This is a genomic window from Janthinobacterium sp., assembly GCF_031995485.1.
GTDB lineage: Bacteria > Pseudomonadota > Gammaproteobacteria > Burkholderiales > Burkholderiaceae_D > Janthinobacterium.
Genome location: NZ_DAMAGB010000001.1, coordinates 283,945 through 309,341, shown reverse-complemented (window position 1 = coordinate 309,341; position 25,397 = coordinate 283,945). Strand labels below are relative to the sequence as shown.

The 25,397-nt window shown below is 63.4% G+C and carries 25 protein-coding genes; 2 read left to right on the top strand and 23 right to left on the bottom strand.

Going from position 1 to position 25,397, the window contains the following annotated elements:
- Positions 1 to 18: 18 nt before the first annotated feature.
- Positions 19 to 1,002, bottom strand: coding sequence for a subclass B3 metallo-beta-lactamase (bla, locus tag RTQ46_RS01435; RefSeq protein ID WP_312434115.1), 984 nt, complete (start codon positions 1,000 to 1,002; stop codon positions 19 to 21).
- 77 nt (positions 1,003 to 1,079) lie between these two features.
- On the opposite strand from bla, the gene RTQ46_RS01430 reads away from it, so the two are divergent.
- Complete coding sequence (locus RTQ46_RS01430) at positions 1,080 to 1,916, top strand: metallophosphoesterase family protein (RefSeq protein WP_312434113.1); 837 nt, start codon at positions 1,080 to 1,082, stop codon at positions 1,914 to 1,916.
- Positions 1,917 to 1,968: 52 nt separating this feature from the next.
- Here the strand turns inward: RTQ46_RS01430 and RTQ46_RS01425 are convergent, their stop codons facing one another.
- Both RTQ46_RS01425 and lldD read right to left on the bottom strand, forming a co-directional pair.
- Positions 1,969 to 2,373, bottom strand: a complete 405-nt coding sequence (locus RTQ46_RS01425) for a hypothetical protein (protein WP_312434112.1) — start codon at positions 2,371 to 2,373, stop codon at positions 1,969 to 1,971.
- A gap of 78 nt (positions 2,374 to 2,451) precedes the next feature.
- On the bottom strand, positions 2,452 to 3,591 hold the full coding sequence (gene lldD, locus RTQ46_RS01420) for an FMN-dependent L-lactate dehydrogenase LldD (protein WP_312434110.1): 1,140 nt from the start codon (positions 3,589 to 3,591) through the stop codon (positions 2,452 to 2,454).
- 100 nt (positions 3,592 to 3,691) lie between these two features.
- Between lldD and RTQ46_RS01415 the strand changes: the two genes are divergently transcribed.
- Complete coding sequence (locus RTQ46_RS01415; RefSeq protein ID WP_312434108.1) at positions 3,692 to 4,570, top strand: LysR substrate-binding domain-containing protein; 879 nt, start codon at positions 3,692 to 3,694, stop codon at positions 4,568 to 4,570.
- A gap of 17 nt (positions 4,571 to 4,587) precedes the next feature.
- On the opposite strand, the gene RTQ46_RS01410 is transcribed toward RTQ46_RS01415, so the two are convergent.
- The 20 genes from RTQ46_RS01410 to RTQ46_RS01315 all read right to left on the bottom strand — a co-directional run bounded on the left by RTQ46_RS01410 (position 4,588) and on the right by RTQ46_RS01315 (position 25,396).
- A complete protein-coding gene (locus tag RTQ46_RS01410; RefSeq protein ID WP_312434107.1) occupies positions 4,588 to 5,367 on the bottom strand; it encodes an enoyl-CoA hydratase in 780 nt (259 codons plus the stop codon).
- Positions 5,368 to 5,440: 73 nt separating this feature from the next.
- On the bottom strand, positions 5,441 to 6,637 hold the full coding sequence (locus RTQ46_RS01405; RefSeq protein ID WP_312434106.1) for an acetyl-CoA C-acyltransferase: 1,197 nt from the start codon (positions 6,635 to 6,637) through the stop codon (positions 5,441 to 5,443).
- 20 nt (positions 6,638 to 6,657) lie between these two features.
- Positions 6,658 to 9,057, bottom strand: a complete 2,400-nt coding sequence (locus tag RTQ46_RS01400) for a 3-hydroxyacyl-CoA dehydrogenase NAD-binding domain-containing protein (protein ID WP_312434104.1) — start codon at positions 9,055 to 9,057, stop codon at positions 6,658 to 6,660.
- Positions 9,058 to 9,071: 14 nt separating this feature from the next.
- A complete protein-coding gene (locus RTQ46_RS01395; protein ID WP_312434103.1) occupies positions 9,072 to 10,862 on the bottom strand; it encodes an acyl-CoA dehydrogenase C-terminal domain-containing protein in 1,791 nt (596 codons plus the stop codon).
- Positions 10,863 to 10,938: 76 nt separating this feature from the next.
- The gene (locus RTQ46_RS01390) at positions 10,939 to 11,544 is read right to left on the bottom strand and encodes a TetR/AcrR family transcriptional regulator (RefSeq protein WP_312434179.1); all 606 of its coding nucleotides are present in this window, start codon (positions 11,542 to 11,544) and stop codon (positions 10,939 to 10,941) included.
- A gap of 228 nt (positions 11,545 to 11,772) precedes the next feature.
- A complete protein-coding gene (locus RTQ46_RS01385) occupies positions 11,773 to 12,162 on the bottom strand; it encodes an RNA-binding S4 domain-containing protein (RefSeq protein ID WP_312434102.1) in 390 nt (129 codons plus the stop codon).
- On the bottom strand, positions 12,159 to 13,322 hold the full coding sequence (gene clsB / locus RTQ46_RS01380) for a cardiolipin synthase ClsB (RefSeq protein WP_312434101.1): 1,164 nt from the start codon (positions 13,320 to 13,322) through the stop codon (positions 12,159 to 12,161). The genes RTQ46_RS01385 and clsB overlap by 4 nt, the downstream gene beginning before the upstream one ends.
- 9 nt (positions 13,323 to 13,331) lie before the next feature.
- Complete coding sequence (locus RTQ46_RS01375; RefSeq protein ID WP_312434100.1) at positions 13,332 to 14,153, bottom strand: endonuclease/exonuclease/phosphatase family protein; 822 nt, start codon at positions 14,151 to 14,153, stop codon at positions 13,332 to 13,334.
- Positions 14,154 to 14,229: 76 nt separating this feature from the next.
- A complete protein-coding gene (locus RTQ46_RS01370; RefSeq protein ID WP_312434098.1) occupies positions 14,230 to 14,523 on the bottom strand; it encodes a hypothetical protein in 294 nt (97 codons plus the stop codon).
- Positions 14,523 to 15,005, bottom strand: a complete 483-nt coding sequence (gene nudB, locus RTQ46_RS01365) for a dihydroneopterin triphosphate diphosphatase (protein WP_312434097.1) — start codon at positions 15,003 to 15,005, stop codon at positions 14,523 to 14,525. Before nudB ends, RTQ46_RS01370 begins: the two co-directional genes overlap by 1 nt.
- Before the next feature lie 156 nt (positions 15,006 to 15,161).
- Positions 15,162 to 16,967, bottom strand: a complete 1,806-nt coding sequence (gene aspS, locus RTQ46_RS01360) for an aspartate--tRNA ligase (protein ID WP_312434095.1) — start codon at positions 16,965 to 16,967, stop codon at positions 15,162 to 15,164.
- Between the two features lie 64 nt (positions 16,968 to 17,031).
- Entirely contained in the window at positions 17,032 to 17,661 is a 630-nt protein-coding gene (locus RTQ46_RS01355; RefSeq protein WP_312434093.1) for a DUF502 domain-containing protein, read from the bottom strand.
- A gap of 46 nt (positions 17,662 to 17,707) precedes the next feature.
- Positions 17,708 to 18,013 carry an FmdB family zinc ribbon protein gene (locus RTQ46_RS01350; protein WP_312434092.1) on the bottom strand — a complete coding sequence of 102 codons (306 nt, stop codon included), beginning with the start codon at positions 18,011 to 18,013 and terminating at the stop codon, positions 17,708 to 17,710.
- A 79-nt stretch (positions 18,014 to 18,092) separates the two neighbouring features.
- Positions 18,093 to 18,695 (bottom strand): methyltransferase, encoded by a 603-nt coding sequence (locus tag RTQ46_RS01345; protein ID WP_312434091.1) that lies wholly within the window; start codon positions 18,693 to 18,695, stop codon positions 18,093 to 18,095.
- A gap of 19 nt (positions 18,696 to 18,714) precedes the next feature.
- Positions 18,715 to 20,286, bottom strand: a complete 1,572-nt coding sequence (gene ubiB, locus RTQ46_RS01340) for a ubiquinone biosynthesis regulatory protein kinase UbiB (RefSeq protein ID WP_312434089.1) — start codon at positions 20,284 to 20,286, stop codon at positions 18,715 to 18,717.
- The gene (locus tag RTQ46_RS01335; protein ID WP_312434088.1) at positions 20,283 to 20,936 is read right to left on the bottom strand and encodes an SCP2 sterol-binding domain-containing protein; all 654 of its coding nucleotides are present in this window, start codon (positions 20,934 to 20,936) and stop codon (positions 20,283 to 20,285) included. Before RTQ46_RS01335 ends, ubiB begins: the two co-directional genes overlap by 4 nt.
- 141 nt (positions 20,937 to 21,077) lie before the next feature.
- The gene (locus tag RTQ46_RS01330) at positions 21,078 to 22,022 is read right to left on the bottom strand and encodes a Tim44-like domain-containing protein (RefSeq protein ID WP_312434087.1); all 945 of its coding nucleotides are present in this window, start codon (positions 22,020 to 22,022) and stop codon (positions 21,078 to 21,080) included.
- 29 nt (positions 22,023 to 22,051) lie between these two features.
- Positions 22,052 to 22,786: a bifunctional demethylmenaquinone methyltransferase/2-methoxy-6-polyprenyl-1,4-benzoquinol methylase UbiE gene (gene ubiE / locus RTQ46_RS01325; protein WP_065310081.1), complete on the bottom strand. Its 735-nt coding sequence runs from the start codon at positions 22,784 to 22,786 to the stop codon at positions 22,052 to 22,054.
- Positions 22,787 to 22,881: 95 nt separating this feature from the next.
- Complete coding sequence (locus tag RTQ46_RS01320; protein ID WP_312434085.1) at positions 22,882 to 24,099, bottom strand: alpha/beta fold hydrolase; 1,218 nt, start codon at positions 24,097 to 24,099, stop codon at positions 22,882 to 22,884.
- Positions 24,092 to 25,396: an LLM class flavin-dependent oxidoreductase gene (locus RTQ46_RS01315; RefSeq protein WP_312434084.1), complete on the bottom strand. Its 1,305-nt coding sequence runs from the start codon at positions 25,394 to 25,396 to the stop codon at positions 24,092 to 24,094. Before RTQ46_RS01315 ends, RTQ46_RS01320 begins: the two co-directional genes overlap by 8 nt.
- Position 25,397: the final 1 nt, after the last annotated feature.

Below are 25,397 nucleotides of genomic sequence, written 5' to 3'. Positions count from 1 at the left end.
TCCCGGCAACCTTCGCCGCTAGCGGATCGTGCCAGGCGCTGGCGCAGCCTGCCCGGCCTCGCCGGCCTTGGCCTGTTCCTCGCCTTTTTCTCTGGCGATGCGCGCGTCCAGCTTGGCCTCGTTTTTGGCCGCGTAGTTGCGGCACGCCTGTGGATCGACAAACGGATTCGGCGACGCGCCCATCACCAGCTGCGCGAGCTTGCGGTCGGCGCCCGAATGGTCGGGATGGGCGGAAATCAGGATGTCGCACGGCAGCTTTGCGAGGTCCTGCATCACGCGGCGAAACGCCGGCGTCAGGTCGGCATGGCGCTCGTCGGCCAGGTAATGAAAATTGTCGGCCGCCACCGGCGTCAGGCTGGCGCCGAACACCACGTTCAGGCAGTCGCTGCGCGCCTCATCCTCGCACGAGACCCAGGTCCAGCTAGTGCTGCCCGGCGTATGGCCGGGCGTATGGTGGGCCGTGACGGCCAGTTCGCCCAATTGCAGCGTTTCGCCATCGGCGACTTCGCGCACGTTTTCCACCGCCGGCATCGGGTCGATTTCGCCGGCCTGCGGGTCTTCGTCCAGCACTTTCCCAGCGCGCAGGGCCTGCGCGCCCAGCGGGCTGGCCACCACCTGCGCGCCGCTGTCGCGCGCCAGCGCGGCGATGCCGCCGGAATGGTCGAAATGCGCTTCCGTATTCAGGATGAACTTGATGTCCTCGACGCGAAAACCGAGTTCCTCGATATTTCCCTTGATCGCCGCCACCGATTGCGGCAGCGCGCCGTCGATCAGCACCAGGCCGGCCCCGGTATGGATCAGCACCACGCTCAGTCCCCCTACGCCCACGTAATACGTGTCGCCATGGATGCGCACCGGCTGCTGCGGGCGGTTCCACTGCTCGGCGTAGGGCGAGGCGATGGGACGGGTCAGGGGATCGTCGGCGGCCTGCGCCAGGGCGGACCCCGGCAGCGGCAGCAGGGCCAGCGCGGCGCACAGCGTGGAAAAGGCGAAGGATGGCATGCGGCTCCAGTCAGGTGATATTTTTTAGTGAATACAGAGTACCGTTGCCATCGCGCGCCGGTCAAGCTTGCGTTACGATGGATGCTTGTCCACTGCCGCGCACCTTGCGCCTGTTAGCCATGCGCCTGCTGATTTTGTCCGACCTGCACCTGGAAGTGTGGCGCGAAGATGCGCCCGCGATCGACCTGTCCGGCCGCCCCGATGCGGTCATCCTGGCCGGCGATATCGACACGGGCAGCAACGCGATTGCCTGGGCCGCGCGCACCTTTGGCGCGCTGCCGGTGCTGTACGTGCATGGCAATCACGAAGGCTATGGCCATCAGCTGGAACAGATGCAGGCAGCGATCCATGACGCCTGCGCCAGCGCCAATGCGCACGGCGCCGATATCCGCCTGCTCGATGGCGACGCGGTGGAATTCAATGGCGTGCGCTTCCTCGGTGCCACCTTGTGGACCGATTTCCTGCTGTTCGGCGAAGAGCGCCTGGAAGAAGCCTTGAGCGCTGCGCAAAGCTATATGCCCGACTACCAGCGCATCGGCACCGGCGGCACTGCTCCCCGCCTGCTGTGCGCGCAGGACACGGCAGCCCTGCACGCGCGGCACAGGACCTGGCTGTCAGAGCAGCTGGCGTTGCCGTTCGACGGCCGCACGGTGGTAATCACGCATATGGCACCCTCGATGCGCTCGGTCGAGGAACAGTACGCCACCAACCTCGGCTCGCCCGCCTTTGCCTCGCGCCTCGACGAGCTGGTGGCGCAGGCGGACCTGTGGGTGCATGGCCATATGCATGCCTCGCACGACTACCGCATAGGGGAGTGCCGCGTGGTCTGCAATCCGTGCGGCTACCGGTGGCCCGACGGCACGCCGGAAAATGAACAGTTCAATCCTGGCCTGACTGTCGAGCTCATCGGATGAGCATCGGCCCGGCAGCTGGATCAGCGCCCCGGCCTGGATGGCACGATCCTGGTCAGACCTGCCGTTTCTTCGCCGGTATTGCAGCGTAGACGTGCCGCACATCTTCATCGATATGTATCACCTGCGCCGGTGTTCCCTCGAACACGGGCGCAAGCAGCATGGGGCGCAGATCGCCGCTTGTCACTGCCGCATCGAGAAATACCAGCAGGTCAGTGACGCTGGCCTGCACCATGCGGCCCTGGAAAATAACGCGCTTGCCGGCATGCGCCACCAGCTTGTGCGCCACGTAATAGGCGGGCGCCGTCAACTGCATCTGCAAGGCGGCCATCGAATCGCATGCGACCAGCGGGCAGCCGCGCAGGACCGGCGCCAGCATGCTGAAAAACAGCGCGTCGGCGTCCGGCCCCGGCGCGACGTCCTGTTTTGCCAGCGCCGCAAAGGTGTACTCGCTCTTCATGCGCCCGTGCCCTGACAGAGGATGTGCTGGCAGACGCGCGCGTATTGGGCTTTCATGTGGCAAAGCCTGGCACGGCAATCAAGGCCTATGCGCCAGGATAGATTCATCGATCTGGTCGATCGCCGTCACGCCGGTCAGCGTCATGGCCACCCGCATTTCACGGGCAAAGATGTCGAGCAGGTTTTCCACGCCATGCCGCCCATCCGCCGCCAGCGCATAGACCGACGAGCGTCCCAGCAGCACGGCGCGCGCGCCCAGCGCCAGCATGCGCACCACGTCGAGGCCCGAGCGCACGCCCGAATCGGCCAGCACCGCCAGGTCGCTGCCGACTGCCTGGGCGATTTCCGGCAGCGCGCGAGCGGTCGACAGCACGCCGTCGAGCTGGCGACCGCCATGGTTCGACACGACGATGCCGTCGGCGCCGAAACTGACGGCATCCCTGGCATCGTGCGGATCGAGGATGCCCTTGATGATCATCGGCCCCTTCCAGAAGTCGCGTATCCATTCCAGGTCGCTCCAGCTGATCGACGGGTCGAAGTTATTGGCCAGCCAGCCGATATAGTCTTCCAGGGTGACGGCCTTGCCCAGGTAACTGGAGATATTGCCCAGGTCGTGCGGACGTCCCATCAGGCCGACATCGAATGCCCAGGCCGGCTTCGTCATCGCCTGCAGCATGCGGCGCGATGCGGCATACGGTCCGGACATGCCGGAATGCGCATCGCGGTAGCGCGCGCCCGGCGTCGGCATGTCCACCGTAAACACCAGGTTTTTCACGCCGGCCGCCTGCGCCCGTTCCAGCGCGTTGCGCATGAAGCCGCGATCCTTCAGCACATACAGCTGAAACCAGATCGGCGCGCTGCTTTGCGACGCGACTTCCTCGATCGGGCATACCGACACGGTCGACAGGCAATACGGCACGCCCTTGCCGGCAGCGGCCTGCGCCGCCTGCACTTCGCCGCGGCGCGCATACATGCCCGTCAACCCGACCGGGCTCAGAACCACGGGCATGGCCAGCTTCTGGCCGAACAGTTCCGTTTCCAGGCTCAGCGCGCCGACATTTTTCAGGATGCGCTGGCGGAGGCTGATCGCCGCCAGGTCGGCGGTATTGGCGGCCAGCGTATGCTCGGCATAGGCGCCGCCGTCGATATAGTCGAACAGGAAGCGCGGCAGCTTGCGGCGTGCCGCTTCGCGGTAGTCGGAGGCGGAAGAAATGATCATGAGGAGTCGAGCCAATGTTTGGACCTGAATAGGGTAAGCTTGCGTTTGCCATGATGCAAACAACTTATTTTTCTACCATCCAGTCGCAAATGGAATACAGATGAATCTACGAACCTTGCGGATCTTTGTCGAGGTGGTGCGCCAGGGCGGGTTTTCGCAGGCGGCGGCCACGGTGTCGCTGACCCAGTCGGCCGTCAGCAAGGCCGTCAGGACGCTGGAAGAGGAACTGGGCCTGCCACTGCTGAACCGCCTCGGCCACCGCATCGAACTGACGCCGGCCGGCGACATCGCCTACCGCCGCGCGCAGGCCATGCTGGCCGAACGCCAGGATCTGCTGGTCGAACTCGATGAGCTGAAGGGATTGCAACGGGGCGTGCTGCGCATCGGCATCCCGCCGGTCGGCAGCGGCGTGGTGTTTGCCGCCATGTTCGCCGCCTACCGCAGCCGCTATCCGGCCATCGAGATCGCCCTGCTGGAGCATGGCGGCCAAAAACTCAACCAGTGCCTGCACGACGGCGAAATCGACGTGGCGGCCATCCTGGCGCCAGTCCACGCCGACTTCGATTTCCAGGAAGTGCGCATCGAGCCGCTGGTGGCGCTGATGTCGGCCAGCCATCCGCTGGCCGGCAGCGAACGCGTCGACTTCACGCAACTGGCCACCACGCCCTTTATTCTGTTTGAAGGCGGCTTTGCGCTGAACCGCATCATTCTCGACGCCTGCGAGCGCCGCGGCATGCAGCCGAAGATCACCGCGCGCAGCGCCCAGATCGACTTTATCGTCGACCTGGTGGCGGCGGGATTGGGCGTGGCATTTTTTCCGCGCATGCTGGCGGAAAAACACCGGCGCGCGGCTATCTGGCTGGCGCCGCTCGACGAACCGCACACCGACTGGCACATGACGCTGGCCTGGCGCCGGCAGGCGTACCTGCCGCCAGCGGCGCGGGCCTGGCTGGAACTGGCGGCGCAGATGCAGCAATAGAAGCTGCTGCCAGCGACTCAGGCAAACTTCTTGAAATCCGGCTTCCTCTTTTCAAAGAACGCCGTGAACGCTTCCTTCGCTTCCGGCCCGCCCAGCATGGCGCTGAACTGCTGGTTTTCTTCCGCGATCGCCGCCTTGATCGGCTCCATGCGGCTTTGCTTCATCAATCGCTTGGTGGCGCGGATCGAGGCAGCCGGCAGGGCCACCAGCTTGGCGGCCTGGGCCTGCGCGAACGGCATCAGTTCGTACAGCGGCAACACTTTCGACACCAGCCCCATTTCCAGCGCTTCCTGGGCCGGGAACGACTCGCCCAGCATCAGCTTTTCGGCCGCGCGCGGGTAGCCGGCCAGCTGCGTGAACAGCAGGCTGGAAGCAAATTCCGGGCACAGGCCCAGCTGGGTAAACGGCATCGAGAAGCTGGCGTTGTCGGCCGCGTAGACCAGGTCGCAGTGCATCAGCATGGTGGTGCCGATGCCGATCGCCGGACCGGATACTGCCGCCACCACCGGTTTGCTGCAGCCGTACAGCGCGCGCATGAACTGGAACACCGGGCGGTCATGGTCGACCGAGCCGTCTTTCGGGCGCGCCGTCTTCATGAAGTCGTCGAGGTCATTGCCGGCCGTGAAAATCTCGCGCTTGCCGCACAACACAATGGCGCGCACTTCGTTGTCGGTTTCGGCCGCCAGCAGCGCGTCGGCCAGGGTCTGGTACATCGCGCCGGTAATGGCGTTCTTGCGTTCCAGGCGGTTGAATTCCAGCGTCAGTATGCCGTCGCTCTTGCTGCACAAAATATCCATGTCGTCTCCAAAAAGATAAAGGGCGCCGAGGAGGTTCCGCAGCGCCCTGTTTTATTGCTTCAGTCCGTCAAACTTATACGCGCTCAAAAATCCCGGCCGCGCCCATGCCGGCACCGACGCACATCGTCACCATGCCGTACTTCTGCTTGGTGCGCTGCAGCGCGTGGATCACGGTGGCGGCGCGGATGGCGCCGGTCGCGCCCAGCGGGTGGCCCAGGGCGATCGCGCCGCCCATCGGGTTCACTTTCGACGGGTCCAGGCCCAGGTCGCCGATCACGGCCAGCGCTTGTGCGGCAAACGCTTCGTTCAGTTCGATCCAGTCCAGCTGGTCCTGCGTGATGCCGGCGGCGGCGCAGGCGGCGGGAATGGCGAACTTCGGACCGATGCCCATGATTTCAGGCGGCACGCCGCGCACGGCGAACGACGAGAACTTGGCCAGCGGCGTCAGGTTATGCTCGCGCAGGATTTTTTCGCTGACGATCAAGAGCGCACCGGCGCCGTCCGACATCTGCGAGCTGTTGGCGGCGGTGACGCTGCCCTTGGCGGCAAATACCGGTTTCAGCCTGGCCAGCGACTCCATGGTCGAATCGGCGCGTGCGCCTTCGTCGGTGTCGACGGTGCGGCGGCTCACATCGACCTGGCCGGTGGCCAGGTTCGGCGTGCGCGTGATGATCTCGACCGGCGTGGTTTCGGCCTTGAAGAAGCCGGCCTGCTGGGCGGCGATGGCGCGGCGGTGCGATTCGACCGAGAATGCGTCCTGCTGCTCGCGCGTCACTTTCCATTGCTGCGCCACTTTTTCGGCCGTCAGGCCCATGCCGTAAGCCATGCCGATGTTTTCATCGGTGAACATGTCCAGGTTCATCGACGGGTGATGGCCCATCATCGGCACCATCGACATCGATTCGATGCCGCCGGCGATCATCACGTCGGCTTCGCCCACACGGATGCGGTCAGCGGCCATGGCGATCGCGGTGATGCCCGAGGCGCAGTAACGGTTGACGGTCACGCCGCCCACGGTTTTCGGCATGCCGGCCAGCAGCACGGATTGACGGGCGATATTGAAGCCCTGTTCCGCTTCCGGGAACGAGCAGCCGATGATGGCGTCGGTGATCAGCGCCGGATCGAGGCCCGGCGCTTGCGCCAGGGCCGATTGCAGCACGCGCACCAGCAGGTCGTCGGGACGGGTGTTGCGGAACATGCCGCGCGGCGCCTTGCCGATCGGCGTGCGAGTGGCGGAGACGATATACGCGTCTTGAAGTTGTTTGCTCATAGTCTGCTTTCGCTTTTCGATTAGTTACGCACTGGCTTGCCGGTCTGCATCATGCCCATGATGCGTTCCTGCGTCTTCGGATGGTTCAGCAATTCCAAAAAGGCCTTGCGCTCCATGTCCAGCAACCACTGTTCGCTCACAAAACTGCCCTGGTCGATATCGCCGCCCGACACGATCTCGGCGATCATCTCGCCCAGCTTGAAGTCGTGCGCGGAGATAAAGCCGCCGTCGCGCATGTTGACCAGCTGCGCCTTGATGGTGCCCCAGCCGTAACGGCCCGTGACCTGGATCAGCGATGGCAGGGCTGGACGGAAGCCGGCGTCGAACATGGCGCGCGCTTCGACTTTCGCCACGTGCAGCAGCTCGTACGGATTGAAGACGATGACGTCGTCTTCCTTCAGGTAGCCCATTTTTTTCGCTTCCAGCGCCGACTTCGACACATTGGCGGTAGCGGCATTGGTGAAGCCCACTTTCAGGAACTGCAAAATGTCATTGCCATTGGCCTGTTTATAGGCGCGCTGCGCCGCTTCCTTCAGGCCGCCGCCGGCAGGAATCAGGCCCACGCCCACTTCCACCAGACCGATGTACGACTCGATCGAGGCGACACGCTTCGAGGCGTGCAGCGCCAGCTCGCAGCCGCCGCCCAGCGCCAGGCCCGCCACTGCGGCGACCACCGGCACGTTCGCGTATTTCAGCGACATGAAGGTTTTCTGCAGTTCGGCGATGATCGGATCGACCGCTTTCACGCCGCCCTGCATGAATGCCGGCAGCGCCGACTGCAGGTCGGCGCCGGCCGAGAATGCGCCGCCTTCGGCTGCATCCGCATGCCAGATCACCAGGCCCTTGAAATTCTTCTCGGCTTCCGCCAGCGCCAGTTTCAGGCCATTGATCACGCCTTCGCCGATCACGTGCATCTTGGTCTTGAACGAGATGATCAAGACGTCGTCGCCCGTATGCCAGACGCGCACGGATTCGTCTTCGAACACGGTGGTGCCGGCCGTCTTGCCGTCGACTGCGCCGCTGCCGATAACGGGCGCGCGGAATGGCTGGCGGTCATACACGGACAGGGTCGAACGCGGCACGAAGCTGTTCGAGACGGCCGAGTACGAACCTTCGGCCGTATGCACGCCGCCTTTTTCCGCCACAGGACCTTCGAATACCCAGGCTGGCAGCGGTGCATTGCACAGCGCCTTGCCGGCGTCGATATCTTCCTTGACCCAGTTGGCCACTTGCAGCCAGTTCGAGGCCTGCCACGTTTCAAACGGACCGACGTTCCAGCCGAAGCCCCAGCGCATCGCAAAGTCGATGTCGCGCGCATTGTCGGCCACGGTGTCGAGGTGGATCGCGATGTAGTGGAAGGCGTCGCGGAAGATCGCCCACAGGAACTGGCCCTGCGGATTGGTCGAATCGTGCAGCGCCTTCATCTTCTTGACCGGATCCTTTTCCTTCAGGATGCGGGCGATGATGTCGGCTGCCTTGGCGCCGCCGGCGACGTATTCACCGGTGGCGAAATCGAGGCGCTGGATCTCCTTGCCGACCTTCTTGTAGAAGCCGGCGCCGCTCTTCTGGCCCAGCGCGCCTTTTTCCACCAGCTTGGCCAGCACGTCCGGCGTCTTGTAGACGGCGGCGAACGGGTCGTTCGGCAGGTAGTCCTGCATGGTCTTGATCACATGGCCCATCGTGTCCAGGCCGACCACGTCGGCGGTGCGGAAGGTACCCGACTTGGCGCGGCCCAGCTTGGCGCCGGTCAGGTCATCGACCACGTCCACCGACAGGCCGAATTTTTCGGCTTCGTGCACGATGGCCAGGATGCCGAACACGCCCACGCGATTGGCGATGAAGTTCGGCGTATCCTTGGCGCGAACCACGCCCTTGCCCAGGGTGGTGGTCAAAAAGCCTTCCAGCTGGTCGCTGATTTCCGGCTTGGTGAACTCGGTCGGGATGATTTCGACCAGGTGCATGTAGCGCGGCGGATTGAAGAAGTGCACGCCGCAGTAGCGCGATTTCAGGTCGGCATCAAAGCCTTCGGCCAGCTTGGTGATCGACAGGCCGGAAGTGTTCGACGCAAAAATTGCGTTCGGGCCGATATGCGGCGCGACCTTCTGGTACAGGTCGTGTTTCCAGTCCATGCGCTCGGCGATGGCTTCGATGATCAGGTCGCAACCGGCCAGCAGGTCCAGGTTGTCTTCGTAGTTGGCAACCTGGATCAGGGCCGCATCGTCCTTGTTGCCCAGCGGCGCAGGTGACAGCTTTTTCAGGTTCTCGATGGCGCGCAGCACGATGCCATTCTTCGGGCCTTCCTTGGCCGGCAGGTCGAACAGCACCACCGGCACTTTCGCGTTGATGCAATGGGCGGCGATCTGCGCGCCCATCACGCCGGCGCCGAGGACGGCTACTTTTTTAACGATGAAATTGGTCATATTTTCCTCAAGTCTTAGAACAGGTCTGCGTCGAGTGCCATCAGGTTGGCCGAACCGGAGCGCGCCTGGCGGATCAGGGTGGCCGTTTCAGGTTGCAGGCGGGCGAAATAGAAGCGCGCGGTGGCCAGCTTGGCCGTGTAGAAGGTGTCGCCCGACGATTCTTTTTCCAGTGCGATCTTGGCCATCTGCGCGAACAGGTAGCTGTAGATCATGTGGCCGACCACGCGCAGGTACGGCACGCAGGCCGCGCCCACTTCGTCCGGATTCTGGAACGCCTTCATGCCGATTTCCATGGTCAGCTTGGTGACCTTGTCGCCCAGGTCGCCCAGCGGCGTGACGAATTCGCTCATCGCTTCGTCGGTGCCGTTGTCTTCCACGAACGCCTTGATCTTCTCGCCGAACTTGCGCAGCTTGGCGCCGTTGTCGCCCAGGATTTTGCGGCCCAAGAGGTCCAGCGACTGGATCGTGTTGGTGCCTTCGTAGATCATGTTGATGCGCGCGTCGCGCACATACTGCTCCATGCCCCACTCCGCAATGTAGCCGTGGCCGCCGAATACCTGCATCGCATCCGAGGTGGCGATCCAGGCGTTGTCGGTGATAAAGGCCTTGATGACGGGCGTGAGCAGCGCGACTTCGTCGGCCGCTTCCTTGCGCACGTCGGCGTCAGGGTGGTGCAGTTCGCGGTCGATCTGCAGCGCCACGTACGAGGTAAAGGCGCGCGCGCCTTCGGCGTAGGCTTTGCCGGTCAGCAGCATGCGGCGCACGTCAGGGTGCACGATGATGCGGTCGGCCGGCAGTTCCGGGTTCTTGATGCCGGACAGCGAACGCATTTGGGTGCGGTCCTTGGCGTAGATCAGCGCGTTCTGGAACGCGATCTCGGTCAGGCCCAGCGACTGCATGCCCACGCCCAGGCGGGCCGCGTTCATGAACACGAACATGGCGTTCAGGCCCTTGTTCGGCTGGCCGATGATCCAGCCCTTTGCGCCGTCCAGGTTCATCTGGCAGGTCGAATTGCCGTGGATGCCCATTTTTTCTTCGATCGCGCCGCAGGTGATGGGGTTGCGTTCACCGACCGAGCCGTCTTCCTTCGGCAGGAACTTCGGCACCAGGAACAGCGAGATGCCTTTCGAGCCTTCCGGTGCGTCCGGCACGCGGGCCAGCACCAGGTGCAGGATGTTTTCCGCCATGTCGTGCTCGCCGGCCGAGATAAAGATCTTGTTGCCGGTGATCAGCCACGAACCGTCGTCCTGTGGCAGCGCTTTCGAGCGCAGCAGGCCCAGGTCGGTGCCGCAATGCGGTTCGGTCAGGCACATGGTGCCGGTCCATTCGCCCGATACCAGTTTCGGCAGGTAAACCTGCTTCTGGTGGTCGGTGCCGTGTTCTTTCAGGCACTCGTAGGCGCCGTGCGACAGGCCAGGGTACATCGACCAGGCCTGGTTCGACGAGTTCAGCATTTCATAGAACGAATTGTTCAGCACGACCGGCAGGCCCTGGCCGCCGTATTCCGGATCGCAGGCCAGCGCTGCCCAGCCGCCGTCGACGTACTGCTTGTACGCTTCCTTGAAGCCTTTTGGCGTGGTGACGGTATGGGTCGCGGCGTCGTGCTTGCAGCCTTCGCGGTCGCCCGAGTGGTTCAGCGGGAACAGCACTTCCGAGGTGAATTTGGCGCCCTCTTCCAGTACCTGGTTGATGATGTCGGCATCGACATCGGCGTAATCGGGCATGGCTTTCAGTTCTTCACCGACGTTCAGGAACTCATGCAGAACGAATTGCATATCACGGATAGGCGCGACGTATTGACCCATTATTTTCTCCTCAAGGCATTAGCTAAGTGTTTGTATGTGTACGGCGTGTTCGTTGTTGCGGATGCTGCCTGACTGCTTATTCGGTACTGCCGGCTTGATTCTGGTACGACTCGATCAGGCGCTCGAAACCGCGCTGCGCCCGTTCGATGCTGCCCGGCACGCGCAGGAAGCGCGCATCGTGGTGCAGGGCCAGGATCAGGCCATACATTTCATACACCATCTGCTGCGCATCGGTGCCGGCTTTCAGGTCGCCGGTGGTGATCGACTGCTCGACGCTGCGCAGCAAGGCGCCCTGCCAGGCCTGCACCATGGACACCAGCGCTTCGCGGATCGGACCCGGGCGGTCGTCGTATTCGACGGCGCCGCTGATATAGATGCAGCCGGAAGCGATTTCCACGCTGACGCGCTTGACCCAGCGCGCAAACATCGACTGCAGGCGTTCGATGCCGCGCGGCTCCTTCATGGCCGGGAAAAACACTTCCTGCTCGAAACGATGGTGGTAGAGCTTGAGCACTTCCATCTGCAAGTCTTCGCGCGAACCGAAGTGGGCAAACACGCCCGACTTGCTCATGTTCATCTTGTCCGCCAGCAAACCGATGGTCAGCCCTTCCAGGCCATCGCGGCTGGACAAGTCCAGCGCCACGTCGAGGATGGCAGCGCGCGTCAGTTCGCCCTTGCGCATGAATTTGACTGAAGTATTCAAAATGACCGTTCTAAAGTGATGTTGCCGAGCTGGTGAATTTGTTCATGATGACGAAAAAAAGCACGCCATGAAAAAATCCGAACGCTCGTACTATTATCCAGCGAGCTTCAAAAGTCAAACACGAAATTTAGAGCGGGTGTTCTATTGGTGCGGTGCAGCATTTCTTCGCTGCATCACCATGGACAGAAAGACAGCTGTGGGGCAAACTCAGGAGAGGTCGCCCGCCTTGCTCAGTTGACGGCGGTCGCGCTTGGTCGGCCGCCCTTTGATGGTACTGCCCGGTTCGCGGAACAGTTTGCGCTCTTGCGCGGCATTCTCGCGGCGCGCGATGCTGGCCGGCGTTTCGGCATACAGCAATCGTGCCACGGGCGCCGCGCCGCGCTTGTCGGACAGGCCCAGCACGGCCACTTCCCAGGTATCGGAACCGTTGTCGATGGCCAGCTCGTCGCCGATGCGCAGGCCGCGCGCCGGTTTCACGCGCTCGCCGCCGACTTTCACCTTGCCGGTCTCGACGGCGTCGCTGGCCAGGGTACGGGTCTTGAAAAAGCGCGCCGCCCACAGCCACTTGTCGATGCGCAAAGCAGTCATCTCGTTCATGCGTATTTCCCTACTGAAAAAATGCGCATTACCAGCCGGTAGGTCCAGAACGCCACTTCATAGCCGACGCGCTGAAAGCGCCCGATATGCTTGAAGTCGTCCTGGTGGATCACCTTGCCGTCGGCAATGCCCTGTTCGATATGTTCGCGCAAGGACTTGGCAAAGGCCACGTCCTTGATCACCACATTGGCTTCCTGGTTCAAAAACAGGCTGAGCGCGTCGATATTGCTCGAACCCACCGTGGCCCAGTCGTCGTCCACCACCGCCACCTTGGCGTGCAGCTGCGTCTTGCGGTACTCGACGATTTTCACGCCGGCCGCCAGCAGCTTCGGATAGAACGAGTGCGCCACCGCATCCTGCATGCGGAACTCGCCCACGCCGATCAGGAGCACCACGTCGACGCCGCGCTGGGCGGCGCGCGCCAGCGCCCGGCGCAGCTTGTGGCCGGGCGCAAAATACGGATTGGCCAGCATCACGCTTTTCCTCGCCTGGCCCAGTGCCTGCAGATAGGCGCGCTGGATGGTGCGGCGGTTGCGCAGGTTGTCGCGCACGACAAAGCCGGCCACCACCGGGTTTTTCGCCAGCTCCTTGCCGACCACGCGCATCTTGCGGTACAGCTTGATGCGGCGCACCAGGTTCATCTTGCCCAAGCGCGCCCACTGCGCCTGCGCTTCCATATGGATCGCGTCCACCAGCGGCCCTTTCACCTGCACCGCGAAATCCCAGCGCGGCGCTTCCAGGCTGATGTTGTGGTCGTAGTCGCAGAACATGTCGTCGTTGATATTGATGCCGCCGACCAGCGCCACTTCGAAATCGACCACGCAGATTTTCCTGTGCGTGCGCGTGACGCCGCGCAAGAACCACGGATTGAACACGCGGTGGTGCACACCGGCCGCTTCGAGCTGGGCATGCATGGCGTTGACGCGGCGCCGCCCCGTGCCGAACCAGTCGGTAATCATGCAGACCATCACGCCGCGCGCCGCGGCGCGCTTCAGGGCATCGAGCACCAGCGTGCCGGTGGCGTCGTCGGCAAAGATATAGGTCTCGAAATAGACCTCTTTTTTTGCGCTGTCGATGGCGCCGATCAATGCGGGAAAATAGTCGGTGCCGCATTTGAGCAGCTTGATGTCGTTGTGGGCGGTGTAATGGACTGAACGCATGCAGTCACTCTAGACGAGTTTCAGGGCGGCGACAATCGGCGCGTGATCCGACAGTTTGGCCCACAAGGTGCCGTGCATCACCTGCGCGCCTTCCACCTGGAAACCGCGCACATAGATGCGGTCGAGGCGGAACCACGGCAAGGCAGCCGGAAAGGTGCGCGCCGGCACCGGCACGGGCGGACGCGCCTGGCGCCGCGCCAGCGTGCGCACCAGGTCGCCCAGGGCCGAGTTCGAGGCGCGCTGGTCGAATACTTCCACCACCCCCAGCGCATTGCGCAGCTTGTCGCTGAGCGTGTTGCGCCAGTCGTTGAAGTCGCCGGCGATAATCACCGGTTCGCCGTTCGGCGCCGAAGCGTTGACGGCGTCGATCAGGGCCTGCGTCTGGCGCCCGCGCCCGGACTCGAACAGGCCCAGGTGCACCACATAGCAGTGCACGTCGGCCTGCGGCGTTTTCAGCACGCAATGCAGGATGCCGCGCTGTTCATACGCATGGTCGGACACGTCGTGGTTGATCTGCGAGCCGATCGGATACTTGCTGAGCAGGGCGTTGCCATGGTGGCCATGGTCATACACGGCGTTCATGCCGTAGGCCGTATGGTGGTCGGGGCCGGCAAAGAACTCGTGCTGCGACGCTTCCGGCCAATGCTTGTGGCCATGCGTCTCGGCGCCATAGCGGGCCGCATTGCGGTCGTGCTTGCCCTGCACTTCCTGCAGGAAGACGACATCGGCATCGAACAGCGCAATGGCCTGTTTCAGGGCGTGCACGCGGGGCAGTCCTCGCACGGAGGACACGCCCTTGTGTATATTATAAGTTGCTACGCGGATTTTCATGCATCGATTCTACTCCCAGACGGGCGCTTTTCGCTGCTTTCAATGGTGCGCGTGCGCACCCATCCGCGAAGTTGAATTAAGCCAGCATGCGTCCCACGCCGGCGGTGACGCTGACCAGCAGCGCCGTGATGGCGGCCGCCCAGACGATCTTGACCAGCAGCGGCGCACCACGCCAGGCCACCGTGCGCTTGCCCGGCGCGAACGCGCCCGGATGCAGCAGCCAGCCGAGTATCACCAGCGGCATGCCGATCGGCGGCGTGCGGCCAGGCGGCGTGAAGCGGAACAGCGCCAGGATCACCAGCACGCACAATGCCACGCCCAGCGCGCCCAGCAGCTTTTGCTGCAGCGTCAAATGATTCCAGTTCAACATCAGTTACTTTCTCGTGGCGCCAGGCCGGGATTGAGCCCCGTGATGGCCGGCAATTGCAGAATCGCTTCCGCATTGGAAGAAGAAAAACACTGGTCGGCGGCGGCCAGGTACGGCAGCCAGACATAGCGCAGGTGTTCGCGCGGATTGACGGTGACGACGCAGTTGCGCGGCACGCGCACGCTGAACACGTGTTCCGTATTGTGCAGTACGCCCGGTGCATAGCGGTGGCGCCAGACCGGATAGATCTCGTACACATTCGACAGTTGCCAGTCCTGCAGCGCAATCAGCTGGCCATCGGCGACGATGCCGGTTTCCTCGAACAGCTCGCGCGTGGCCGCCTGCAGCAGCGGCTCGTCAAGCGCATCGATCGAGCCGGTCACCGACTGCCAGAAACCGGGCTGCCCCGCCCGCTCGATCAGCAACACATCGAGGTCGGCCGTATGAATGACGACCAGCACGGAAACGGGAATTTTATAAGTCATGGCAATTATGAAAAAAAGGGGTCAGACCCTTTTGGGTCTGACCCCAGCATTTCTCGGGTTTGACTTTTACCTTTGAATTGAGTTGGTCGTTGCATTCTGCATTTTTAACCCAAAGCAACAACTGGGGTCAGACCCGAAGGGTCCGACCCCATCAAATCAACCAGCGACTTTAGGATCGGCGCTGCGCAGACGGATATGCAGTTCACGCAGTTGCTTCTCGTCCACTTCCGATGGCGCGTGGGTCAGCAGGTCTTGCGCGCGCTGGGTTTTCGGGAAGGCGATCACGTCGCGGATCGATTCGGAACCGGTCATCATGGTCACGATACGGTCCAGGCCGAATGCCAGGCCGCCATGCGGTGGCGCGCCGTATTGCAGCGCGTCGAGCAGGAAGCCGAATTTCAGCTGCGCTTCTTCGGCATCGATCTTCAGTGCGCGGAACACTTTCGACTGCACTTCTTCGCGGTGGATACGGATCGAACCGCCGCCCAGTTCCCAGCCGTTCAGGACCATGTCGTAGGCCTTGGCGATGCAGGCGCCCGGATCGCTTTCCAGCATGTCTTCATGGCCGTCTTTCGGCGCCGTGAACGGATGGTGGGTAGCGGTCCAGCGGTCCGCTTCTTCGTCGTGTTCGAACATCGGGAAGTCGACCACCCACAATGGCTTCCACACGTCGTCGAACAGGCCGGCTTTCTTGCCGAATTCGCTGTGGCCGATTTTCACGCGCAGCGCGCCGATGGCGTCGTTGACAACCTTGGCCTTGTCGGCGCCGAAGAAGATCAGGTCGCCGTCTTGTGCGCCGGTCTGCTCGATGATCGTGGCCAGCACGTCGGCCGGCAGGAACTTGACGATCGGCGACTGCAGGCCTTCAGGACCCTTGGCTTTCTCGTTGACCTTGATGTAGGCCAGGCCCTTGGCGCCGTAGATGGCGACGAACTGGGTGTAGGCATCGATTTCCGAACGCGGCATGCTGCCGCCGCCCGGAATGCGCAGGCCGACCACGCGGCCGCCCTTCATGTTGGCGGCGCCGTTGAAGACCTTGAACTCGACCGTTTTCATCACTTCGGTCAGGTCGGTAAAGGCCAGCTTGACGCGCATGTCCGGCTTGTCGGAACCGTACAGGCCCATCGCTTCGGCAAAGTCCATCACCGGGAACGGGTTCGGCAGGTCGATGTCCAGCGTGTTCTTGAACACCACGCGGATCATGTCTTCGAACAGGTCGCGGATTTCCTGTTCCGTCAGGAACGAGGTTTCGCAGTCGATCTGGGTAAATTCAGGCTGGCGGTCGGCGCGCAGGTCTTCGTCGCGGAAGCACTTGGTGATCTGGTAGTAGCGGTCGAAGTTGGCGACCATCAGCAGCTGCTTGAACAGCTGCGGCGACTGCGGCAGCGCGAAGAAGCTGCCGGCGTTCACGCGCGACGGCACCAGGTAGTCGCGTGCGCCTTCCGGGGTCGACTTGGTCAGCATCGGCGTTTCGATATCGATGAAGCCCAGGTTGTCGAGGTACTTGCGCACTTCCATCGTCACCTTGTAGCGCAGGCGCAGGTTGTTTTGCATCTGCGGGCGGCGCAGGTCCAGCACGCGGTGCGTCAAACGCGTCGTTTCCGACAGGTTGTCGTCGTCCAGCTGGAACGGTACCGGCACGGATGGGTTCAGCACTTCCAGCGCCGAGCACACCACTTCGATCTTGCCCGATTTCAGGTTGTTGTTGACGGTGCCTTCGATACGGTTGGTCACCACGCCGGTCACGCGCAGGCAGAATTCATTGCGCACGGCTTCGGCGGCCTTGAACATGTCGGCCTGTTCCGGGTTGCAGACGATCTGCACCAGGCCTTCGCGGTCGCGCAGGTCGATGAAGATCAGGCTGCCGTGGTCGCGGCGGCGGTGTACCCAGCCACACAGGCTGACGGTTTGGCCCAGCATGGCTTCGGTAACGAGGCCGCAATATTCAGTACGCATAGACATAAAAATTCTCAGTTCAGGTTAGTGAGTGTTCGATCCGGCCACGCCCCACGTGGAGCGCCTGCCTTTATTCTTTGGCTGCAGTTAACGGGGCAGCTGCGGCAACAACGTCGGCCGGTGCCACCACGCCCATCGAGACGATGTACTTGAGCGCCGCGTCGACGCTCATGTCGAGCTCGACCACATCGCTGCGTTTCATCATCAGGAAAAAACCCGATGTCGGGTTCGGCGTTGTCGGTACATACACGCTGACATAGTCGCCCACCAGGTGGTTGGCCGCATCGCCGCCCGGCACGCCCGTCAGGAAAGCGATGGTCCACGAGTTCTGGTGCGGATACGGCACCAGCACGGCCTTGCGAAACGCATTGCCCGACGAAGAAAACAGCGTGTCCGACACCTGCTTGACGCTCGAATACAGGGAGTTGACGATGGGAATGCGCTGCAGCAGCCGTTCCCACAGCTTCACCACGTAATTGCCGACCAGGTTATTGGTCAGCAAGCCGGTGAGGAACACGATCAGTATCGTCAGTATCGTGCCCAGGCCGGGAATGTCAAAGCCGAACAGCGATTGCGGGCGGAAACGCGCCGGCACCAGCAGCAGCGACTGGTCCAGCGTGCCGATCACCAGATTGAGTACCCAGACCGTAATGGCCAGCGGCACTAGAATCAGTAATCCGGTAATAAAGTATTTACGCATCGGTTTCTCGGTAAGGGCCACAGGCTGCGGCTCGCGCCGCAGTGTTTCAGTCCGCCTTGGGCGCGGCCGGCACCGGCGTGGCCGCTGGCGTGGCGGCAGCCGGTGCGCTGTCGGCCGCAGGCTTGGCGCTCTCGGCCGGCCCGGTCGGAATGGCGGTGGTCGGCGCCGTGCCGCCGCGGAAATCGGTGGCATACCAGCCGGTGCCCTTCAGCTGGAAGCCGGCGGCGGTCAATTGTTTCTTGAAGCTGGGCTTGCCGCAGGACAGGCAAACCGTCAACACGGGATCGGACATCTTTTGCAAGACATCCTTGGCAAAGCCACACTCTTCACAGCGGTAAGCGTAAATCGGCATCAGAACTCCGCAAAAATCATCAAAAACCCTGAATTATAAAGCTTTTCCACGGCCCTTAGCAGAAATAGCCCGGCCGGCCTCAGTCAGCCTTGCGGCGCCATGCCATCCAGCGTTCCTTGCCGGCAAAGACCGGAATCGAATCGTCGACGCTTTCATCGGCCAGGCAGTCGAAATGCGGCGCCAGCAGGGCAAACAGCTGGTCGCGCGCGATGCCGAACGGCGGGCCCTTGGCATTGTCGTCAAAGAAAAAGTAACCGGCCAGCATGGCGCCCGGCGCCAGCAGCTGGGCCCAGCGCGCGGCCACCTGCGGCCACATGGCGCGCGGCATCGCGCACAGGAATGCCCGCTCGTAGATCAGGTCCAGGGCAGCGGCTGGCTGCCAGACAAAGAAATCGGCCTGCTCCACTTTTTCTCCCCGCTGGCCCAGCACGGCCCGGGCGGCGGCCACGGCGCCCGGCGCAAAGTCGATCGCGGTGGCATCCCAGCCATGGTCGAGCATGAAGGCGAGCTCATAGGCCGAGCCGCAGCCCGGAATCAGGCAGCGCAGCGGCGCCGGGCTGCCAGTGACAAAACTGGCCAGGCGCGCCGGCACGCCGCCCTGGTCCCACGGCGTGAATTGCCGGTCGAACCGCTCGTCCCAGAACGCGGGCGAGAGCGGATCGCGGTGTTGAAAGTCAGCCATTACTTCGCTCCCAGGCCACTCAAAACGGCAGTTGATGCCAGCGCATGAAGAGCTGGAAGCCCAAGGCGCCCAGCGCAAAGGCGCCGACGAAGTAGACGATAAAGCTGAGCAAACGATTGGTCTGGCGTTGTTCGGCCAGCAAGGTTTTCAGCAATTCCGTGTCGTTGTCGCGCGGCTGGCCGGCCACGCTCAGCGCCTGGTGCACCAGGCGCGGCAGTTGCGGGAAGATATGCGCATAGCGCGGCGCTTCGGCGCGCAGCCGCTCCATGAAGCCCTGCGGCCCCACCTGGTTGCTCATCCATTTTTCCAGGTAGGGCTTGGCCGTCTGCCACAGGTCCAGTTCCGGGTCCAGCTGGCGGCCCAGGCCTTCGATATTAAGCAATGTCTTTTGCAGCAGCACCAGTTGCGGCTGCACTTCCACGTTGAAGCGGCGCGAGGTCTGGAACAGGCGCAGCAGCACCTGGCCGAACGAGATGTCTTTCAATGGCCGGTCGAAGATCGGCTCGCAGCAGGCGCGCACGGCCGCTTCGAGCTCGTCGACACGGGTTTCCTTGGGCGCCCAGCCGGACTCGATATGGGCCTCGGCCACGCGCTTGTAGTCGCGGCGGAAAAAAGCCAGGAAGTTCTGCGACAGGTAATCCTTGTCGTAGTCGTTCAAAGTACCCACGATGCCGAAGTCCAGCGCGATATAGCGGCCGAACGATTCGGGCGCGATCGACACCAGGATATTACCCGGGTGCATATCGGCATGGAAAAAGCCGTCGCGGAACACCTGCGTGAAGAAAATCTCGACGCCATCGGTGGACAGCTTGCGCAAATCCACGCCGGCCGCCACCAGGCGGTCGATCTGCGAGACGGGAATGCCGTTCATGCGTTCCATCACGATCACGCTGCTGGAGCAGTAATCCCAGTACATTTCCGGCACCAGCAGCAGGTTCGAATCGGCAAAGTTGCGGCGCAGCTGGCTGGCGTTGGCGGCCTCGCGCATCAGGTCAAGCTCGTCGTGCAGGTATTTGTCGAACTCGCCTACCACTTCGCGCGGCTTCAAGCGCTTGCTGTCGGCCCACAGGCGGCTGGTCCAGTCGGCGGCGATATGCATCAGCGCCACGTCTTCGTCGATCAGCTTTTTCATGCCAGGACGCAAGACCTTGACGGCCACTTCCTTGCCGTTTTTTAAGGTTGCAAAGTGCACCTGGGCAATCGAGGCCGACGCCACCGGGTCGCGCTCGAAGTGCGCAAACAGCTGGTCCGGGTGCGCCCCCAGCGACCTGGTGATCTGCGCGATCGCCAGGTCCGAGTCGAACGGCGGCACGCGGTCCTGCAGGTGGGCCAGCTCTTCGGCGATATCGGGCGGCATCAGGTCGCGCCGGGTCGACAGCACCTGGCCGAATTTGACAAAGATCGGCCCCAGCTCTTCCAGCGCCAGGCGCAGGCGCAGGCCGCGCGGCGAGGACAGGTCGCGCCAGAAGATGACCGTGTCGATCAGCTTGGCGGTGCGCGGCACTTTTAGCCCCGAAATGGCAATTTCATCAAGACCGTATTTGATCGATACCCGGATGATTTTCAACAGGCGCAAAAATTTCAAGATCATGTAGCAACATCCGGTAAGGGTGGCAAAGGCTGGACGGCGGCATGCGCCTTTTCCAGCTTGGCAAGGCGCTTGGCCAGGCGTTCGACGTCGTCGCGCATGCGCGTGACGCCAGCGGAATAGTCAACCAAGCTGGCGGGACGGATCAGCAGTGGCTGTTCTTCAAGGAAATACTCGGCCACGTTTTCGGCCAGCTTCTGCTGTCCCGTGCGGACAAAATCCACCGCCTCGCGCGCGCCGGCCACCATGCGCGTGGCCAGAATCGGGCCGACGACTTTTTCCAGGTCGTGCTCGGCATCCCAGCGCAAACCCTTGCTCAGCTGGGAAATCGCATTGGCGAACTCGGCGTCGCCTTCGATTTTCACATAGGAAAATGCGCGTTCGCGGTTCTGCAGGATCAAAGGCAAGTCCGACAGCTTGACGCGGATGGTGACGCTGGCCGGTACATCGCCTGGCGCCGTTTCCACCATGCCGATGCCATCGACGCGCAGGCGGATGACCACCGCGCCCGTATCGATGGCGGCGAGCTTGCCGGCGTGCAAGGCCAATTGCTTGCGCGCCCACGGCTCCTGGGCCAGCAAATGGTTGATCGTGGCCACCGCCGCGGCACTGGCGGGGGAAGTCAGGGAAAAATCTGGAATAGGTGCAATCATGTGCTTGCGCGCAAACGCGCCCTTAAAAAGAAAAGACCGCCCGGAAACCATCCGGGCGGTCTTGATCTTAACATTTCAGCAGGCAAACTCCGTCAAGCATCACGCTTAAGGAACCCGCTTAAGGCCTTATTCAGCAAGTATTTACAATTGCTGGATGCCGGCCAGTACCCAGCCGCTGTTGCCAGCCACCGGTTTCGACATGTTCCACACTTCCGAGAACGGCTCGGCGGCGGCGCCCGGCGCCGAACGGATCTGGCCGATGAACTTCACGCTGGCCAGGTAATCGTTGACGCTGGTCTCGATGCCCAGCAGCTCGGCGTCGATGGCGACCACATCGGTAAAGTCCGCTTGCGCGCCCCGTTCCTGGATCTGCATGCGCAGCTCGGCATACACTTCCGGCGTGGTGAATTCACGGATATCGTTGACATCGGCCTTGTCCCAGGCTGCCTGCAGGCGGATGAAGTTGCTTTTCGCATGGCGCAGGAACGCTGCCTGGTCGAAATCGGCCGGCACGCCCCATTGCGCGGGAGCCGGCACCGGTTTGTCCAGGCCGACGCCCGACGACACGGGCTGCAGCGGCGGCAATGGCGGCATGCGCGAACCGATATCGGGCGTATTGCCGGCCGGCGCAGGCGTATTGCCGCCAAAACCGGAAAACGGCGCCGGATTGCCGGTGTTCTCGCGCTTGCCGCGCACCATGCGGTAGATGAAATAGGCTGCGCCGGCCAGCAGGGCCACCATCAATAAGGTGCTGATCATGCTGGCCAGGGCGCCGCCCAGGCCGAAATGCGACAGCAGCGCGCCCAGGCCCAGGCCCAGCAAGGCGCCGCCCAGCAGTCCTTTCCAGCGGCTTGGCGGTTTGGCCGCCGCCGCCGGGGCTGGCGCGGCAGGTGCCGGCTGAGCCTGGCGCTGTTGCGCCGCGCCTGGCGCAGGGGCCGGCGCCGGTGCGGGCGCCTGGCGGCTCACGCTTTGCGACTGGCGGCCGATCGAGCGGCCACCGCCCATGGGACGGGCCAGCGCCTCGCCCAGCATCGATACCGTGGTGGCAGCCAGCATCATGCCGACCATAAATTTTTTCAATTTCATTTCATCTCCAAATTTTACCGACAACAACATTACATCTTGATGCCGGTATGCAAAGCGGCGATGCCTGCCGTCAAATTGTAGTACTGCACGCGCTCCAGGCCCGCCGTTTCCATCATGGTCTTCAGGGTTTCCTGGTCCGGGTGCATGCGGATCGATTCGGCCAGGTAGCGATAGCTTTCCGCGTCGCCGGCGATCTTCTGGCCGAACCACGGCAGCACCGAGAACGAATACAGGTCGTACGGTTTCTGCAGCGGCGCCGCCACTTTCGAAAATTCCAGCACCAAGAGCTTGCCGCCCGGCTTCAGCACGCGGCGCATTTCCGCCAGCGCCACGTCCTTGTGCGTCATGTTGCGCAGGCCAAAGGCCACGCTGACGCGGTCGAAATAGTTATCGGGGAACGGCAGTTTTTCCGCGTCACACAGCATGGTGGGGGTCAGCAGGCCACGATTCAAGAGGCGGTCGCGGCCCACGCGCAGCATCGACTCGTTGATATCGGTCAGCCACACTTCGCCCGTTGGGCCCGCCTGTTTGGCGAAGGCCTTCGACAGGTCGCCCGTGCCGCCGGCGATATCGAGCACCTTGAAGCCGGGGCGCACGCCCGCGTTAGCAATCGTAAACGTCTTCCACAAGCGATGCAGGCCGCCCGACATCAGGTCGTTCATCACGTCATATTTGGCAGCGACGGAATGAAACACCTTGGCGACTTCGCGCACTTTATCTTCTTCTGCGACGGTTTTGTATCCGAAATGAGTGGTATTGGTCATGGTAGGCAGCCCTGTTGATCTGACTGCATTATACAAGCGGCCAGCCCTTTGCCGTACACGCGAGCCGCTCCAGCATCAAGACCGGCGCATTTGCATTACTTCGCGGCCGGCCAGTGGCGCCAGGCGAGGCCGGGGGTGCCGCTCGCCGGTGAAGAAGGCGACTGCGGCGCCAGGTACGCCTCCATGTCGCGTCCGCGCAGCGCCTGCTCCAGGAACGCCGTCACCACATGCTGGTTGATATTGTTGATGCGCGCGCTGTCCCATGCGGCTTCCGCATAGGCCGAAAAATCCTCGCGGTTGGCATACGCGGCCGGCGGCGCCGGATTGGGCGCGATATTGTGGCGCGCGTTCTGGTAGGCCAGCAGGTAGCGCGGCGCATTGACGGTGTCCTGCGCCAGGCGCAGCACGCCGTCCTGATAGCCGGCGATCGTGTCCTGCTCGCCGGCGACAAACAGCAGCGGCACATGCACGCCAGCCAGGGCAGCGCTGGACCACAGCCCGCGCGCGCCGCCCCATGGCGCGAACGCCACCACGGCGCGCAGGCGCGGATCGACCGCATGCGGCACAAACGGCGTGGCGTCGGTCACGCCCAGCGGCTTGAGGGCCAATGGATCGGGCGCCGCACCAGCGGCCACCAGCGCGCCATAGCCGCCCATCGAATAGCCGACCAGTGCCGTGCGATCCGCATCGGCCACGCCGGCCAGATAGTGGCCGCTGCCAGGGCGGCTCCAGGCGGCGACCGTGTCGAGCACGAACTGGTCGTCGAGCGGCCGGTTCAACAAGGTGCTGGCAAAGCCGGCCCGGTCGGCGCGCGTCGACTCCGGGTGATCGATGGCCACCACCACATAGCCTTTCGAGGCCAGGTTCTCGGTCAGGTAGCTCATCTGCAGGCGCGAGCCGGGATAGCCATGCGAGACGATCACCAGCGGATAGGTTTTGCCCTGCAGCGGCGCCGCATCGCGCGCGGCCCTGCCCGCAAACGTGAACGGCGTATTGGGCCGCGCCGGATTATTGGCGCCCGCGCCCAGCACGTCGGTGTAGAGCGTCAGCTCCGGTTGCCCTTCTTTCAGCTGCGCCGGATACCACACTTCCAGCGTCAGCGAACGGTCCAGGCGCGGCGCCGGATTGCTGGCGGTGGCGCGCAGGATATCGAACTGGTCGCGGTGCACGATGCGCTCGGTGCGCACGCCGACCTGGTACGCGCCGCGCGCCGCCAGCACAGGCGCATCGGGACGCGCATCGCCGATGACCCATGCGGCGGCGGCCGGTAACGCCGTCGTCAGCAGCGCCAGCACAAACACCAGCTTACGCATGCGCCCTCCCCGGCTTCGCCAGCCCCAGATGTTCGCGCAGGGTGGTGCCCGCATACTTGGTGCGGAACAGGCCGCGCCGCTGCAGTTCCGGCACCACGCCCTGCAGGAAATCGTCGAGGCCTCCGGGCAGGTGCGGCGCCATGAAATTGAAGCCGTCTGCGCCGCCCTCCTCGAACCATTGCTGCATCTGGTCGGCCACCGTCTGCGCGGTGCCGATCACGGTGAAGTGGCCGCGCCCGCCGGCGATCCGCTGGTACAGCTGGCGGATGGTCAGGTTTTCGCCCTGCGCCAGGTTGGTCAGCAACTGCTGGCGGCTGCGCTGGCCGTCGTCGGTCAGCGGCAGCTCGGGCAGCGGGCCATCGACGTCATGGCCGGACAGGTCGAAATTGCCGATCATGCGGCCCAGCAGCGCCAGCCCCACTTCGGGCTGCACCAGCTCCTGCAGCACGCCGAACTTGTCCTGCGCTTCGGCTTCGCTTCTGCCCACCACGGCAAACAGGCCCGGCATGATTTTCAGCGAGTCGGGATGGCGGCCGGCCGCTGCCACGCGCTGCTTCAGGTCGCGATAGAACGCCTGCGCGGACGGCAGCGCCGGATGGGCCGTGAAGACCACCTCGGCGGTGGCGGCGGCCAGCGCGCGGCCCGCCTCGGAACTGCCGGCCTGCACCACCACCGGGTGGCCCTGCGCGCTGCGCGCCACATTCAATGGTCCCGCCACCGAAAAATGCTCGCCATCGTGATCGAGCCGGCGCATGCTGCCGGGCCGGTACAGCTGCGCGCCCGCCTTGTCGTTGACGGCCGCGTCGTCGTCCCAGCCATTCCACAGTCTTGTTACCACGTCGTGGAATTCGCGTGCCCGCGCATAGCGCTCGGCGTGGCCCACATGCGCGTCGCGGCCGAAGTTCTGCGCCTCGATCGCGTTGTCCGAGGTGACCAGGTTCCAGCCTGCCCGCCCGTGCGAAATCGCATCGAGCGAGGCGAACTTGCGCGCCACATGATACGGCTCGTTATAGGTGGTGGTGGCCGTGCCGATCAGCCCGATGCGCTCGGTGACGGCGGCCAGCGCCGACAGTAAAGTGAGGGGTTCGAGCGCCGGCACGCCATTGGTCAGCGCCACGCTGTCGGCAAAGAAGACGGTATCGAGACAGGCCTGCTCGGCGGCCAGCACCTGGCGCTTGAAGACCTGGAACACATTGCCATCGAGGTCCGTGTCGGGATGGCGCCAGGCCGCCACATGGTGGCCGTGGCGCATCAGGAAGGCGCCGATGCTGAGCTGGCGTTTGGGGGTAGCAGCCATC

Coding starts and splice junctions, on each gene's coding strand:
- bla (WP_312434115.1), bottom strand. CDS start 1,002: ATGCCATCCTTCGCCTTTTCCACGCTGTGCGCCGCGCTGGCCCTGCTG.
- RTQ46_RS01430 (WP_312434113.1), top strand. CDS start 1,080: ATGGATGCTTGTCCACTGCCGCGCACCTTGCGCCTGTTAGCCATGCGC.
- RTQ46_RS01425 (WP_312434112.1), bottom strand. CDS start 2,373: ATGAAGAGCGAGTACACCTTTGCGGCGCTGGCAAAACAGGACGTCGCG.
- lldD (WP_312434110.1), bottom strand. CDS start 3,591: ATGATCATTTCTTCCGCCTCCGACTACCGCGAAGCGGCACGCCGCAAG.
- RTQ46_RS01415 (WP_312434108.1), top strand. CDS start 3,692: ATGAATCTACGAACCTTGCGGATCTTTGTCGAGGTGGTGCGCCAGGGC.
- RTQ46_RS01410 (WP_312434107.1), bottom strand. CDS start 5,367: ATGGATATTTTGTGCAGCAAGAGCGACGGCATACTGACGCTGGAATTC.
- RTQ46_RS01405 (WP_312434106.1), bottom strand. CDS start 6,637: ATGAGCAAACAACTTCAAGACGCGTATATCGTCTCCGCCACTCGCACG.
- RTQ46_RS01400 (WP_312434104.1), bottom strand. CDS start 9,057: ATGACCAATTTCATCGTTAAAAAAGTAGCCGTCCTCGGCGCCGGCGTG.
- RTQ46_RS01395 (WP_312434103.1), bottom strand. CDS start 10,862: ATGGGTCAATACGTCGCGCCTATCCGTGATATGCAATTCGTTCTGCAT.
- RTQ46_RS01390 (WP_312434179.1), bottom strand. CDS start 11,544: ATGCGCAAGGGCGAACTGACGCGCGCTGCCATCCTCGACGTGGCGCTG.
- RTQ46_RS01385 (WP_312434102.1), bottom strand. CDS start 12,162: ATGAACGAGATGACTGCTTTGCGCATCGACAAGTGGCTGTGGGCGGCG.
- clsB (WP_312434101.1), bottom strand. CDS start 13,322: ATGCGTTCAGTCCATTACACCGCCCACAACGACATCAAGCTGCTCAAA.
- RTQ46_RS01375 (WP_312434100.1), bottom strand. CDS start 14,153: ATGAAAATCCGCGTAGCAACTTATAATATACACAAGGGCGTGTCCTCC.
- RTQ46_RS01370 (WP_312434098.1), bottom strand. CDS start 14,523: ATGTTGAACTGGAATCATTTGACGCTGCAGCAAAAGCTGCTGGGCGCG.
- nudB (WP_312434097.1), bottom strand. CDS start 15,005: ATGACTTATAAAATTCCCGTTTCCGTGCTGGTCGTCATTCATACGGCC.
- aspS (WP_312434095.1), bottom strand. CDS start 16,967: ATGTCTATGCGTACTGAATATTGCGGCCTCGTTACCGAAGCCATGCTG.
- RTQ46_RS01355 (WP_312434093.1), bottom strand. CDS start 17,661: ATGCGTAAATACTTTATTACCGGATTACTGATTCTAGTGCCGCTGGCC.
- RTQ46_RS01350 (WP_312434092.1), bottom strand. CDS start 18,013: ATGCCGATTTACGCTTACCGCTGTGAAGAGTGTGGCTTTGCCAAGGAT.
- RTQ46_RS01345 (WP_312434091.1), bottom strand. CDS start 18,695: ATGGCTGACTTTCAACACCGCGATCCGCTCTCGCCCGCGTTCTGGGAC.
- ubiB (WP_312434089.1), bottom strand. CDS start 20,286: ATGATCTTGAAATTTTTGCGCCTGTTGAAAATCATCCGGGTATCGATC.
- RTQ46_RS01335 (WP_312434088.1), bottom strand. CDS start 20,936: ATGATTGCACCTATTCCAGATTTTTCCCTGACTTCCCCCGCCAGTGCC.
- RTQ46_RS01330 (WP_312434087.1), bottom strand. CDS start 22,022: ATGAAATTGAAAAAATTTATGGTCGGCATGATGCTGGCTGCCACCACG.
- ubiE (WP_065310081.1), bottom strand. CDS start 22,786: ATGACCAATACCACTCATTTCGGATACAAAACCGTCGCAGAAGAAGAT.
- RTQ46_RS01320 (WP_312434085.1), bottom strand. CDS start 24,099: ATGCGTAAGCTGGTGTTTGTGCTGGCGCTGCTGACGACGGCGTTACCG.
- RTQ46_RS01315 (WP_312434084.1), bottom strand. CDS start 25,396: ATGGCTGCTACCCCCAAACGCCAGCTCAGCATCGGCGCCTTCCTGATG.